General features: G+C 68.0%; 16 protein-coding genes. All 16 read right to left on the bottom strand.

The genetic code is table 11. The features are described 5' to 3' along the window. Positions 1-3: 3 nt before the first annotated feature. Complete coding sequence (locus tag ABNQ39_RS00235) at positions 4-438, bottom strand: GNAT family N-acetyltransferase (protein WP_376956412.1); 435 nt, start codon at positions 436-438, stop codon at positions 4-6. Between the two features lie 8 nt (positions 439-446). Continuing rightward, positions 447-1,847, bottom strand: coding sequence for a hypothetical protein (locus ABNQ39_RS00230; protein WP_376956410.1), 1,401 nt, complete (start codon positions 1,845-1,847; stop codon positions 447-449). Further along, on the bottom strand, positions 1,844-2,119 hold the full coding sequence (locus ABNQ39_RS00225) for a hypothetical protein (RefSeq protein ID WP_376956408.1): 276 nt from the start codon (positions 2,117-2,119) through the stop codon (positions 1,844-1,846). The genes ABNQ39_RS00230 and ABNQ39_RS00225 overlap by 4 nt, the downstream gene beginning before the upstream one ends. Continuing rightward, positions 2,116-3,633 carry a hypothetical protein gene (locus ABNQ39_RS00220; protein WP_376956406.1) on the bottom strand — a complete coding sequence of 506 codons (1,518 nt, stop codon included), beginning with the start codon at positions 3,631-3,633 and terminating at the stop codon, positions 2,116-2,118. Before ABNQ39_RS00220 ends, ABNQ39_RS00225 begins: the two co-directional genes overlap by 4 nt. A 31-nt stretch (positions 3,634-3,664) precedes the next feature. Then, a complete protein-coding gene (locus ABNQ39_RS00215; RefSeq protein WP_376956404.1) occupies positions 3,665-4,606 on the bottom strand; it encodes a glycine-rich protein in 942 nt (313 codons plus the stop codon). Between the two features lie 2 nt (positions 4,607-4,608). After that, on the bottom strand, positions 4,609-5,472 hold the full coding sequence (locus tag ABNQ39_RS00210; RefSeq protein ID WP_376956402.1) for a hypothetical protein: 864 nt from the start codon (positions 5,470-5,472) through the stop codon (positions 4,609-4,611). A gap of 7 nt (positions 5,473-5,479) precedes the next feature. Continuing rightward, a complete protein-coding gene (locus tag ABNQ39_RS00205) occupies positions 5,480-6,190 on the bottom strand; it encodes a phage adaptor protein (protein ID WP_376956400.1) in 711 nt (236 codons plus the stop codon). A gap of 3 nt (positions 6,191-6,193) precedes the next feature. Further along, on the bottom strand, positions 6,194-6,511 hold the full coding sequence (locus ABNQ39_RS00200; protein ID WP_376956398.1) for a hypothetical protein: 318 nt from the start codon (positions 6,509-6,511) through the stop codon (positions 6,194-6,196). Between the two features lie 11 nt (positions 6,512-6,522). Beyond that, the gene (locus ABNQ39_RS00195; RefSeq protein WP_376956396.1) at positions 6,523-8,490 is read right to left on the bottom strand and encodes a hypothetical protein; all 1,968 of its coding nucleotides are present in this window, start codon (positions 8,488-8,490) and stop codon (positions 6,523-6,525) included. A 1-nt stretch (position 8,491) separates the two neighbouring features. Beyond that, positions 8,492-8,812 (bottom strand): hypothetical protein, encoded by a 321-nt coding sequence (locus tag ABNQ39_RS00190; RefSeq protein WP_376956394.1) that lies wholly within the window; start codon positions 8,810-8,812, stop codon positions 8,492-8,494. After that, positions 8,809-9,480 (bottom strand): phage adaptor protein, encoded by a 672-nt coding sequence (locus ABNQ39_RS00185; RefSeq protein ID WP_376956392.1) that lies wholly within the window; start codon positions 9,478-9,480, stop codon positions 8,809-8,811. Before ABNQ39_RS00185 ends, ABNQ39_RS00190 begins: the two co-directional genes overlap by 4 nt. Next, positions 9,480-9,791: a hypothetical protein gene (locus ABNQ39_RS00180; RefSeq protein WP_376956390.1), complete on the bottom strand. Its 312-nt coding sequence runs from the start codon at positions 9,789-9,791 to the stop codon at positions 9,480-9,482. The genes ABNQ39_RS00185 and ABNQ39_RS00180 overlap by 1 nt, the downstream gene beginning before the upstream one ends. Continuing rightward, positions 9,788-10,024, bottom strand: a complete 237-nt coding sequence (locus ABNQ39_RS00175; RefSeq protein ID WP_376956388.1) for a DUF6321 domain-containing protein — start codon at positions 10,022-10,024, stop codon at positions 9,788-9,790. Before ABNQ39_RS00175 ends, ABNQ39_RS00180 begins: the two co-directional genes overlap by 4 nt. 72 nt (positions 10,025-10,096) lie before the next feature. After that, positions 10,097-10,489, bottom strand: a complete 393-nt coding sequence (locus ABNQ39_RS00170) for a hypothetical protein (protein ID WP_376956387.1) — start codon at positions 10,487-10,489, stop codon at positions 10,097-10,099. After that, positions 10,486-10,842, bottom strand: coding sequence for a hypothetical protein (locus tag ABNQ39_RS00165; RefSeq protein WP_376956385.1), 357 nt, complete (start codon positions 10,840-10,842; stop codon positions 10,486-10,488). Before ABNQ39_RS00165 ends, ABNQ39_RS00170 begins: the two co-directional genes overlap by 4 nt. 15 nt (positions 10,843-10,857) lie before the next feature. Continuing rightward, positions 10,858-11,772: a hypothetical protein gene (locus ABNQ39_RS00160; protein ID WP_376956383.1), complete on the bottom strand. Its 915-nt coding sequence runs from the start codon at positions 11,770-11,772 to the stop codon at positions 10,858-10,860. Between the last annotated feature and the right edge of the window lie 56 nt (positions 11,773-11,828).

The raw sequence follows: 11,828 nt of genomic DNA, 5'->3' as shown, positions 1-11,828 counted from the left end.
GGATCAATCCCCCTTGAATATGGCGCCGACCTGCGGGAGGTAGCGCGCGAACAGCCGGCGCTTGCCCTCGGTGCGCTGATCGGTGAACACGGCGGCGACGAACGGGACCTTCACCTTGCGGGCGGTCTCCAGGGCATTCAGCAGCAGGTCCTTGGCATGGGTCGAGCGGCGGTGATCGGGGTGAACGAAGGTCCACATCTCCTGAAGGTGCCACGCCGTCGTGTACCAGAACTGGTCGAAGACCATGCCCAGCGTGCCGACGATGGCCCCATCCTCGGCGCAGGCAACCAGCACGGCGCCGGTGCCGCGGTCGAAGCAGCGAGCGACGACGGCTCGGGCCTTCTCCTCATCCGGCGGCGCCATGCCGATTTCGGCATGCATCAGACGGAGGAGGTCTTCGACGGCCGGGATATCGCCGGCCGTGGCGTAGCGGATCATGACAGTCCTCACTTCGGCGGGGGCAGAGTGGAGGCCTTGCGGGCCAGATCGGCGCGGGCCATGGCGACCAGCTTGTCGAGCAGGTCGGCGCCGCGATTGACATTGCCCCCACCCAGCGCAGCGACGCGGGCGGGAGGCACCTTGTATTCGCCGCCGGACAGCCGGACCGGCACCCGGCCGCCGCGGGCGAATCCGTCATCGGCGCCCGCGGGCAAACGGGACAGAGCGGCATCCAGGGCCTTGGCCCCGGCGGCGGTGTTGCCTTCTCCAGCCCATGAAACGACGTCGGCCGGAAGGACGTACGTCCCTGGCGGAACGCGATCCTTCACCTTGTCGGCGCGACCGGGCGAGACGTGGTCGACGAGGCCGCCGGAGGCATAGACCATGCCGCCATCGGCGCGCGGGCTGTCGTGGCTCGGGCCGCCGCCGTTGCTGTTGCCCCCGCCTCCGCCACCACCGCCGCCGCTGCTGCTGCCGCCACCACCACCGCTGCCATCGGAGCCGTCGCGGTCTCCACCGAAACCGCCGAGGCCGCGGGACGCTCCCAAGCCCATGCTGGGGCCATAGGATCCATCGGCACTGATCGACCGGGCGGAAATGCCGCCGACGCCAGATGCCGGCGCCGCGCTGATGCCGTCGCTGTTGTTCGGCTGGGCGTTGTCCCATCCACGCTCGATGCCATAGGCGGCCAGCCGGCCGGCTGGGGTGTTGCCGAAATTCGTGGTGCCGTAATCGTTGCCAAGCCCAAACGGCGCATAGGCGCCGGCGATCTGCGCCGCGGACAGGCCCGGCAGGCCGAGCCCTTGCATCACGTCATTGTTGTAGGAAAGGTTGTTGGCAGTGATCCCGGCGTTGGCCAGCGAGGCGATGGTGCCGATGGGGCCGGGCATGAAGCCGGCCGCCATCCAGGCTGCGCGCTCCGCCGGCGTGCGGTCGATGAAGCCGCCCAGGCCATTGTCAGACGGCATGCCGGTCGTGCCGTCGCGGGCGCTGCCGTCGGCATTGGTCCGCCCATCGCCGGGCGTGCCGCCAGCATCGGCGGAAACGCCGCCTCGCGACCCACTTCCGGTCATGCCGCCGCCCTGCCCGCCTTGATCGCGCTGGAAGCCCTGCGGCATGAAGCCGGTCGCCCCTTGCGCCGCCGCCGGCGCCGGCGGGACAACGCCGCGGCCCTGGTATTGGAAGAAACTGTGCTCGCCGCCGTCCATCCCGTAGCGCTTCAGGTTGCGGCCGGAGCCGCTTACCGGGGTGTAGGTGCGCGGGATGGAGACGTTTCCCGCCGCATCCTTGGTGAACCAGGAGCTGCCGGGCGCTGCTGCCGCCGCGGTCGCCGTCCCGGCGGCGGGGCTTGCGGTGAGGCCGAGCATCTGTGCGAGCTGGGCCGGGGTCAGGTCGTCGATGCTGGTCACGCCAGAATCCCCTTCGCTTTGAGGTCGGCAATCACCGTCGAGACGACGTTGCCGAGATCGGTGGTGGACGGCGTCGACGCCATGGTGAGGCTGCGCCGAGCGGTGTAGTCGGACACCTGATAGGGCTGCGCCGCCCCGCTTCCATCGCGGCCCGTCGCGGCCTGAAGCAGCGGGTCGAGCTGGGTCGCCAGCGACCGCGCGAGGCTGCCAGCCCAGCGCTCCAGATCGGCTGGCGTCGGGTTCGGCGGGAGACGTGGGATCGTCAGGCTCATCGGCGGCCATCCGGATTGGAGTTGATGCGGACGGCGCCAAGCCGCCAGGACGTGCCGGCCTGCCCGGCGCTCTCGAAGCGCACCGCCATCTGCCGGCCGCGCGCCCGGGGCGTGATGAACGTCGTCGTCGGCGTGATGGTGTAGGGGCCGATGCTGCGCGGCGTGGACGACGGATAGTCGGCCACCTTCAGCGTGAGGAGCGCGCTGCCGGTCAGGGTCTGGTCGGGGAGAATGCGGTCCACGAAGGTAAACGGCGTCCCGTCGCTGATGTCGAAAAAGCCACTCTCAAGATACCACGGTATCGGGGTACCGTCAGCATCATAACCAAATTCATGGTAATAAAGAGTGCCTTCCGGAGAGGTTGCCAGCGGGTATCCGAAGATGTCGCGGTCCGTCCAGCAGGTTCGTGCAAGGCTGCCAGTTGCCCATACATTTTCGACATAGTTCCAAGAGATATAGCTGTCGTTTTCCACAGATGCCGAAGACGGAAAGAACCATACGGCTTCATTGGCGACGGTGTTCAATGCCCCATAGATCTTCTGCGACTGAATGCGGTTCATGCCCTTGAACACCGCGTCATGCTCGGTGCAGGGCAGCGTCTGGGGCGCGCCGCCGCGATAGAGGAAGAACGAGCCTTCCGACATCCACACGGTGGTGCCGTTGACGTCCACCGCCGCGTGCGGGCTGATGAGACCGCAGTTCCCGCCCAGCTGGTCAAATCCGTAGTAGTAGGGCGCGCCAGCGAACTTCATCGACCAGAGCGCCTTGTCGGTCCAGATCAGATGTTCGTTCGTCGCGGTGACGCCGGCCATGATCTGGCTGCCGCCGGACAGTCGGAAGCTGCCCGCGCTGTTGGTCGCCGTCGCCGTCCAGACCGTGTAATCCTCGACATCGGAGAAGCGAACCAGCAGCGGGTCATAGTTCGTCGTCGCGCCAGGATCGGAACAGCCCAGCGCGATCAGGTGGCGCTCCGGCATGCCGACCAGGATGGACCGGACCTGCTGCGGGGCCTGCGAGATCAGCGTCGCCGGATTGATCGTCGCGCCGCTGGGCTGCCAGACATAGATGCCGTTCTCGCGGGGGTTGGCGAGCAGGAACTCGCCCCAATTGGCGAGCGACCATGTCCGCGGCTGCTGGCCGACCAGCGGAACGCTGCGAGGCGTGCCCCAGGTCTCCGTCCCCCAGGTACTGGCGCCCCAGCCGAAGGAGGTCGCGGCGTCGGCCGGACCGGCAGCGAGCCCGGACGGGGTGATGTCGTATCCTCCGCCGCGGAAGATGTAGAGGTTGGTGTTGGTGCCGATACCGGCAACGCCTTCGCCGTCCAGCTGAGACCATGTGTGGATGCCGCGGGCAACGCCGGACAGACCACTGGCCGCCAGCGTCCAGCCGCCCCAGGTCTGCGGCTGTCCATCACGGAACCGGATCAGGTTGGAGTCCGACCACCCGCCTTCATTCAGCGTCGGCGTGGCCTGTTTGTTGATGCCGGGCCGGAGCGTGATCTTGTTCAGCGGCATGCATGCCTCGCGGCTGGAATGTTGTCGCGCATCAGGCTGCGAATTTCAGGACGACGAGGCCGGGCTGTTCGCTGTTGCCGGCGCTGTTCGTGTAATCGGGGTCCGTGCGGTTCGCGGCCTGCCAGTCGGTAGCGGCGATGAGCGTGCCGGAGCCGGTGCTGTCATAGCTGGAGCCGCCGCCACCGCCGGCATCCCGGCCGAAGGTCGTGTTGAAGCTGACGCCACCACCACCGCCGCCGCGCCAGCCGCCGCCGCCCCCACCGCTGGAGCCGCCCGCGCCATTGCCGCCAGTTCCGCCAGAGCCGGCACTGCCGGCCGGGCCGCTGGAACTGCCATTGCCGCCCGCGCCAGGGGACGATTGCGTGCCGCCTTTGCCACCACCGGTCAGCCCAGCATTCGGAGCATCTGCGCCGGCCGTTCCGCCGCCTCCGCCGCCCCGGGTGGTGGCGCCACCTCCTCCACCTCCGCCAGCGATCAGCACGGGCACGCCGTTGATGTACAGCTCGGTCGCGCCGCCGCCGCTGCGTCCGTTCCCGCCGCCGTTGCGGGTGCCGCTGCCGCTGGTGCCGGGCGCCCCGAACAACCCATCCCCAGGGCCTCCAGCCGCATAGGCGAGGACGTCTCCGGGCGAAAGCGAGAACACCGCCGTAGCATACCCGCCGCCACCGCCGTCGCGGGATCGGTCGAAGGGGTCGGAGAGCCCTCCCCCGGGACCCCACAGCTTCGCCGTCATCGTGCAGGCCACCGACACGATGATCGTCTGCGTCGTCGTGGCTTGGCTGCTGACGTTCGCCGGGTAGCTGCCGCGGGCTGCGGCCATCAGCATGTCGGCGATGCCGAAGATGGCGCGCGGCCGGTCGTGCCGGCGGAGGCGGATGCGCGCAGAAGGCAGACGCCGACCGGTGGGGTTCAGCTTCCGGCGCAGCGGCGCGACGGCTTGGCGCGCGGCCAGCCGGTGCAGATCGGCGGCCATGGTCAGATGCCCGGAATGATGGAGAAGGTGGTCAACCCGGACGAGTAGACCTTCCCGGCGATGCCGTTGTATTTGTTCGGCGACAGGTTCGGCGTGATGTTGCCGATGGCCGTCCAGTTGGCGCCGAAGGTCATACCGGTGATGCCGCCGGATGGATTCTTGGTCAGGATGAAGAAGCCCTGCACCTTGCCGCTCGGGGGCAGGTTGGTCGGGTTGGCAAAGACCGGGCTGCTGACCAGCGTTTGGGCGTCGAAGTCGTTCCCGGCCGACAGGTCCATGGTGTAGGTCGACCCGGACGGCGTGATGACCGTCACGGTCTCTTTCACCGCGCCGCCCATGGTGCCGCCCGCCGTGGGGAGCGCGCCAACCTGGGATGCTGTGACGCCGGTCAACTGCGATCCGTCCACCGCCGGGATCTTCGCCGATCCGTCCAGGCGCAGCAGCTTGTTGGCCGTGGTGCCAGAGCCCCAGAACTCCAGCACGTCGGTCGCGTTGCAGTAGAGCCGCGAGCGCTGCCCCTGCGGCACGGAGACGCCGCTGCCGGACGCGGTCTTGACGGTGACGGTGAAGGCGCCCGAGGTGCCGTTCACGACGTCGTACAGTTTCATCGTCGCCGGGACGATGACGTTGACGCTCGCGCTCAGTGTGCCGGTCAGCAGCAGCATGGCGCAGCGCGCCTGATCGGCGACGCCGTTGTTCGCGGTCAGCGTGACGTCCGTGCTGGACAGCGCCACCGTGGCCTGCCCGACGATGGCGGTCTCCAGCAGCGTGCCGAGGTTGGTGTTGGTCTTCTGTCCCCAGGTGCCGGACTGTTCGCCGTCGGCCATCAGTTCCAGGCGGAGGGATGTGCTGTAGGTGCTGGGCATCTATTCCTCACGCGGTGGGGATGGCGGCGGACGGCGACGCGCGGTCGACCCAGGCCCCGCCCTTGCGCCGGGCTTCTTCCGCCTTGGCCGAGGCAAGCGCGCCCTGATACTGCTGCTCCCAGCTCATCGCCTGCCGGGGATCGTCGCTCTGCGCCCCGAAATTCCGCTGGTAGCCGGCGGCGAACACCAGGGCGGCATAGAGCATCAGGTCCGGATAGAGCGTGGCGAGGTTGGTGGTCGTGTTGGTTGCGGACAGCGCAGCCGGCCGGAAGGTGCCGACGATCTCGACCGGGGCGGCGGTGGACGGCGTCGGAGCCACCTGAATCGTCAGCGGGCCGGGGTCGGCGCCGGTCAGGGCGTAGTATTTCGGCGTGCCGGTGACGGCGGGATCGGGCCAGTATTCCCGGACGAAGGTGTCGGCACGATGCTCCAGCGCCTGCCGCTTCGTGGTGCCGGCACCCAGCGGATAGAACCGGAACTCGCGCACCTCCAGCAGGTCGGTCGGGGGCGCCAGCGTAGCGTTGTCCTCGGGCGTGCCGGACGAGCCGAAGGTCGAGGCCCAGGTCTTGCGGCACCAGATCGGGTCGAGTTCCCGATAGATCCGCTGCTCGGCGCCCTCGATGATCTGCGGCAGAACGGCGACGAAATCCGGATCGGTGGCGTCGACGATCATGTGCAGCGCCATCGCCGCCTTGAAGCTGTCGTAGGTGTAGGGCATCGGTCAGGCCTGCGGTTCGACCAGCCGGAGAGCCGCGACCTGCGCCTCCAGATCGGCGATCCGGGCCAGGGCGGCGTCGCGATCCGCATCGGCGGCAGCCTTGGCGGTCAGCGCATCGGCCTGAACCTGGGTCAGCAAATCGCCGAGCGGAAAGCCGGCGGCCGTCTCCAGCGTCAGCGGCTCCGCTTGCCCGAGCGTTTCGCCGATTGCCGTCCCGTCGTCCTCGCGGATCACGTAGCGGTGCTGGACGTGCACGCCAGCCAGGGCGCCGGACTGATCCCAGCGAGCAAGAAACTCGTATGGCTGCTTGATGGTCTGCATGGCGATTCCCCTTATGAGGCGACGGTGCCGTCTGCGTAGTACCAGCTCGACCCACTGGCCCATGCCGGCTTGTTTCTGTCGGAGACCCACACCCCCTTGACCGCCCCGGAAGCGCTCGGGAGCGTGGCAAAGGTGTAGCTGCGCAGGCACAGATGGCTGCTGGCGTCGACGATGGTGTTGGTGCCGGCATTGTGGCTGACCACGCCGGCATTCGAGACCTGGAACCAGTTGGTCCCGCTGGTCGGGCCCGACGTTGCCCCGGTGGCGATGATCACGCTTCCGAAGCCGGCGATGCGGGCGTCATTGCTGGAGCGGGTCATCGAGTAGATGTGCGTTGACCCTGCATACCCCGTGACGCCCGCCCCGCTCGTGGCGGCCGGACCGCGGATTTCGTTGGCACGGATGTCGAACACGTCCGTAGAGCTGATGGCCGCGGTGATGACATTCGAAGCCTTGCGGTAGAAGCCGCTGACGGTTTCCTGCGCGAAGGACATGGCCGGGGCGCCGGCCGATCCGTCCGCGAACAGCGCGCGAACATTTGCCATCGACCCGCCATAGGTGAGGCTGATGATGTTGGTGTCGCTCAACGGCTGCGTGACGCCATCGCTGGTTGGCAGCGGCCAGAAGATGTTCTTTCCCGTTCCCGACAGGCCGCCGATGCCCTGGATGCCCGTGCAGTTGATGAAGGCATTCTCCAGCGGGAAAGCGGTCGAGCCGGGCCATTGCGTGAAGTAGAAGCTGTTGCCCCCGGTGTTGCTGCCGGTCGGCAGGAAGACGACTTCCTGGAGCAGGTTGTTGTCGGCCCCGGACACGCGACAGCCGGCCGATCCCGACGCGCCGCCATAGAAAATCGTGCCGCCGGTGAAGATGTTGCGGGCGCTGTCCGGGTTGCCGGCGAGGGTCGTTGCGGTGCTGACGCCGCTGGTCAGGACGATCCCGTCCGCCGTCGAGGACGCGGCGCCGAACGCATAGCACTGCTGGAAAGTGTTGTCGGCATTGCCGTAGGCGACACCGGTTGGGAACCCGGTCCGGGTCGTGAGGTAATAGCCGGCGGAGGTGAAATTCTTGACGACGACGCGGTCGAAACGTCCCTGCGTGATGTGGCAGTTCAGTTGCCCGATCCCCGCCTTGCTGTTGGCGTCGAGCGTGACGTTGATCAGGCCGACGCTGTGCAGCGGTCCGGCAAACTGGATGACAGCCTTGGACGTGCTGGTGGTGCCGTTATAGACGATCCGGGTCGCCCCGGAGATCTCGACGTTGGACACCTCCGATCCGGTGCCGGAGCCCTGGCCGACGATGACGATGCCATGGTGTTTCGTCGATTGCTGGCTGTTGGAGCCGTTGCCAATCGTCAATGTGTCGCTGACGCTGATAACGCCAACCGGCAGGATCAAGAAGCCGCCGCCCAGCGCGTCGATGGCATCCAGCGCCGCGTTCAGCGCCGCCCAATCGTCCGTCGTCCCGTCGGCCTTCACACCGAAGGCGCGGGCGTCATAGGTGGCTGCGGCCTTCGTCAGCAGGATCGGGACCGTCCCGCCATAGGGCGTGATCGTCAGCGACGAAGCGTCGCCATTGGTCGCGAGGGCGCCCAGCGTCGTCAGCATCGCCGCGGCCGAGGTGCCGGCCAGCAGCGTGCGGGCGAAGCTGGTCAGCGCCGTGGTGGAGGCGGTGCCGGAGCCGGTGAAGTAGGAGATGGTGTCAGCGGCCGGCGTCACGCTGGCCAGCGGGACCAGGGGCGCCGGCAGCGATGCGGCCGGGACGCTGTTGTTCGGCAGGCTGACCGGCCCATCCGCCACAGTGAGCCGGCCGACAGACGCAAGGTCGCTGACCGTGATGTCGTCGAACTCGCTGGGCAGCAGGTTGGTCAGTTGCGACACAAGCGCCTTGCGCGTCACGCCGTCGGCTTGGCTCAGCAGCAGCAGGTCATTGGCCGAAAGCGTCACCGCCTGCGGCAGCTGGGGAATCGTCGTGTTGGCCATGTCACCACCAGGTGAGCGCATCGCCGCCGTCCGTCGTCAGGACGTCGCCGGATTGCGTGATGAGAAGGTTGGATTCCTGATCCTGAAACCGTGGGTTCTGGACCGGGATCGGGTCGCGGCCGGGCTGCCGGCGGCGGTCCTGCGGCTGCGGCGCGTCTAGGCAGTGACGGCAGACCATCAGCCCATTCCACACCGTGCGGTCGCCGCGATAGGCCATCTCCTTGACCAACTGGTCGTGGAAGAAGATCCGACAGCAGCGGTCGCACTGCGCCGCCGCCCGCGGGTTGCGCGGGCTGACGTGGATACGCCGGCGGGCGGTCACTGGTAGAAGCTCATGTTCGGCTGCGCGGTGAACGGCGCCCGCTCGCGCGTCTCGCCGGCCGCCTTGGCATAGGCCATGGCCGCCGCCTGTCCGAGGGAGACTTCACGCTCAGGAACCCACTTCTGCGCCAGCCGCGCCGCCAGCCCGGCGCAGATCGCCTCCAGCCACAGGGCCGGGGCGTCCAGCGTCTCGGTCATGCCGCCGATGTCCTGCAGCTGGCGGATGCGGTAGTAGATCAGCGTGTAGGCCTGATCTGGCGTGGCGTAGAGGTGGATTACCGGCAGCGGCAGGATGCGCTCGACCCAGAACTGACTGGACCGGGCCTGCGTGGTCTTGACCGGGATCGCGGCGTACTGGTCGCGAGTCAGCATGGTGAGGACGGTCTCTGTCGAGCCGTCGAACAGGTTGGCCTCGATGACGTCGACCGTGCCGACCGGCAGCGTGTAGCTGTCGGTGCCGGCCGTCAGTGCCAGAGTCTGCCGCTCCACCGCCCACAGGTTGGACGCGCCGGAGTTGGACCAGTCGATGAACATCAGGTTCAGCGACTTCCGGGCGGACCGGGTCTGCCAGCCTTCCAGCGTGGCCGGGTCCTTGCCGCAGCGCTCCCACGCCTCGGCCATGATCTCGCTGGCGTCGAGGGTGAACGTGTAGGTGCCGGAGGCGGTCATCAGGCAAGCCCCTCCGACGTGATGCCCTCGATGTTCCCGTCCAGGAACTCCCGCTTCAGCACGTCCAGGGCGCCGATGGTGGCGAATGCCGGGCAATCGCCTTGCCAGCCGGTGTAGATGCTGCCGTCGGCCAGGGCCAACGTGGCCGCCACGCCGATGATCTTGCCCTCACGTACCTCCCTGGCGCCCGCCTCAAAGAAAGCGAGCAGGGCGTTGTCGAAGCCATCATCCGTGACGCCGCCCCGAATAACGTGCAGCTCCGCCCCGCCGGCCTTCGGGCGGACGCGGGCGATCCGACAATGCGTATTCATGAACACCCCCAGCGCTTGCGTGCGGCCTTGCCGCGCTCCCCGGTCCAGCCCTTCGAGCGGGCGCAGAAGGACTTGTGCCGCGGATTGTCGGCATCCTTGGTAGGAGCCTTGAGATCCGAGCCGGTGGCGCGGTTCAGCTTCTCGCGCCCCTTGGCGGTCAGCCCGGCGCCCTTCGACACCGGCAGCTTCTCGCCGCGACCGACGGACAGCGGCGGGTCCTTCTTGCCGGCCATCAGCGGCCCCGCTTCTTGGCGTTGGCTTTCTTCACGGCAGCCCGATCCGCCTTCATATCGGCGGCGCTGCCTTCATAGGCCTTCACGCTCTTGCCGGCCTTCTTCGCCGCGGCCTTGTCCATCCGCTTGTCCGCCGCGGTCTTCTCCCACTTGTCCATCGTCATCTTGGCCATGGGTTTGCTCCTGAAGCGCGCGCAGCCGCAGCTGCATGTCGTTGAAGATCGCGGCATCGGCCTGCATGCGGCCGACGGTGGCGGCCTCGGCGGCGGCCATCGCATAGGTGAGGTCGCTGGCCATCCAGGCGAGATCGCCGGGGGCGAGGATCATCTCCCACCCCCAGACGAAGTGGTCGCCCTCGGCTTGGCCCAGCTGGACGCGCAGCCGCCGGCCGTCGCGTTCCAGGCAGAGCCGCCAGTAATCGCCGTTGCTCAGCCGCCGCAGGCCGAGCTGGTCCCATGCGGTCATCGACCGCCCGGACCGGTCTGGATGATGTTCATCACCACCGACGTGCCGGCGATGCCCGTCGACAGTTTGACGCGGATGCCGGACACCGGGCCCTGCGTCGAGTTGTTGTTGTAGTTGCCGTCAGCGTTCGCGGTCTTGCTGGCGACAACGGCGTGGTCGAACCACGTCGCATTGCCGGCCTGGATCACGGCCGAATCGTCGTAGCAGTGCTGCACCGTGTAATTCACGGTGCCGGTGACGACGCAGCCGAAGCCCAGGTTGAAGTCGCTGACGTTGGTGTCGACGATGAACGGAGGCGAATAGTAGGGCGTCGACGCCCCTCCACTCACGGTCCGGCTGGTCGAGCGAGCCATGCGCGATCCCTCCCGTTAAGCCTGGGCCACGCCGAACAGGCTGGTCGAGGACGCGGTCGTCGCGGTAGCCGCGGCGTTCGGCGACAGGGTGATGGCGATCATCAGGCGCTTGCTGCCGTCGGTCGCCGACTGCGTGGCGTAGGTGCCGCGGGTGTCGCCAGTGGTGGCGGTCGCCGTGGTGGTGACGGCAGCCGTGTAGCCGGTCGACGCCGTCAGGAAGGCGCCGTTGAAGCAGGCATCCATCTGCTCCCACAGGTCCGAGCGCAGCGCAAAGCCGAAGATGTCGGTGGTGCCGACGCTGTAGTTGTGGGCATCGGTGAACTGCGGCGTCACCGAGGTGATGTACTTGAACGCCTTCTTGCCGTTGGTCGTGGCGACGCCGGACGCGGCGGTGATGGTCTCGGACATCGCCTGGCCGTAGAGATCGTAGCCGCGGAACAGGAAGTCGCCGCCGGTGGCGCTCGACGAGCCGGTGACCGACGCGGCGCGGGTCACGGCCTTGGTCGGGTCGAACAGCGCCAGCGGGCCGACGGTCAGCGGGGTATAGGCCTGCTCGATGGCGAGCGCGGTGACGCCGGACCGGACGGCGTTGGCCGTGACGTCGTAGACCGAGGCGCCGACGACGATGCCCGATCCGCTGGACGACACCAGGGTCATGGGCGTGCCGCTGACGACGTTGGCGGCGGCAGCGATGTTGGCGACGGCCTTGGCCGCCGGGGTGGCGTTGACGATCCAGATGTAGGGGCTGTTGGCGAAGGCCGGCAGCTTGCCCAGGCCGGTGATGCCGGGCTGATAGGAGAAGCGCGGGTCCAGCGTGGCGACACCCTGGTAGAAGCCGGACGGGCCGGCCTCGGGATTGCCGCCAGCGGACGAGCCGGCCGGCGGGGTGCCGTAGACCATCAGAGGGCCGGAGAAGTGCGAAGCAGTCATGTTAACTCTCCATAAGACTGTCGATGGATGAAAATTGAAAAACGAAGGGCCGCCAG

Origin of the sequence: Azospirillum sp. A26 (genome assembly GCF_042604635.1) — a bacterium.
Taxonomy (GTDB): domain Bacteria; phylum Pseudomonadota; class Alphaproteobacteria; order Azospirillales; family Azospirillaceae; genus Azospirillum; species Azospirillum palustre.
Note: the sequence above shows the minus strand (reverse complement) of the source record. Positions and strands in the feature narration are given on the sequence as shown.

What these genes read in the sequence shown, in the direction of transcription:
- ABNQ39_RS00220 (WP_376956406.1), bottom strand. Translation starts at nt 3,633, where the DNA reads ATGCCGCTGAACAAGATCACGCTCCGGCCCGGCATCAACAAACAGGCC.
- ABNQ39_RS00215 (WP_376956404.1), bottom strand. Translation starts at nt 4,606, where the DNA reads ATGGCCGCCGATCTGCACCGGCTGGCCGCGCGCCAAGCCGTCGCGCCG.
- ABNQ39_RS00175 (WP_376956388.1), bottom strand. Translation starts at nt 10,024, where the DNA reads ATGGCCGGCAAGAAGGACCCGCCGCTGTCCGTCGGTCGCGGCGAGAAG.
- ABNQ39_RS00200 (WP_376956398.1), bottom strand. Translation starts at nt 6,511, where the DNA reads ATGCAGACCATCAAGCAGCCATACGAGTTTCTTGCTCGCTGGGATCAG.
- ABNQ39_RS00205 (WP_376956400.1), bottom strand. Translation starts at nt 6,190, where the DNA reads ATGCCCTACACCTACGACAGCTTCAAGGCGGCGATGGCGCTGCACATG.
- ABNQ39_RS00195 (WP_376956396.1), bottom strand. Translation starts at nt 8,490, where the DNA reads ATGGCCAACACGACGATTCCCCAGCTGCCGCAGGCGGTGACGCTTTCG.
- ABNQ39_RS00160 (WP_376956383.1), bottom strand. Translation starts at nt 11,772, where the DNA reads ATGACTGCTTCGCACTTCTCCGGCCCTCTGATGGTCTACGGCACCCCG.
- ABNQ39_RS00165 (WP_376956385.1), bottom strand. Translation starts at nt 10,842, where the DNA reads ATGGCTCGCTCGACCAGCCGGACCGTGAGTGGAGGGGCGTCGACGCCC.
- ABNQ39_RS00225 (WP_376956408.1), bottom strand. Translation starts at nt 2,119, where the DNA reads ATGAGCCTGACGATCCCACGTCTCCCGCCGAACCCGACGCCAGCCGAT.
- ABNQ39_RS00235 (WP_376956412.1), bottom strand. Translation starts at nt 438, where the DNA reads ATGATCCGCTACGCCACGGCCGGCGATATCCCGGCCGTCGAAGACCTC.
- ABNQ39_RS00210 (WP_376956402.1), bottom strand. Translation starts at nt 5,472, where the DNA reads ATGCCCAGCACCTACAGCACATCCCTCCGCCTGGAACTGATGGCCGAC.
- ABNQ39_RS00185 (WP_376956392.1), bottom strand. Translation starts at nt 9,480, where the DNA reads ATGACCGCCTCCGGCACCTACACGTTCACCCTCGACGCCAGCGAGATC.
- ABNQ39_RS00180 (WP_376956390.1), bottom strand. Translation starts at nt 9,791, where the DNA reads ATGAATACGCATTGTCGGATCGCCCGCGTCCGCCCGAAGGCCGGCGGG.
- ABNQ39_RS00170 (WP_376956387.1), bottom strand. Translation starts at nt 10,489, where the DNA reads ATGACCGCATGGGACCAGCTCGGCCTGCGGCGGCTGAGCAACGGCGAT.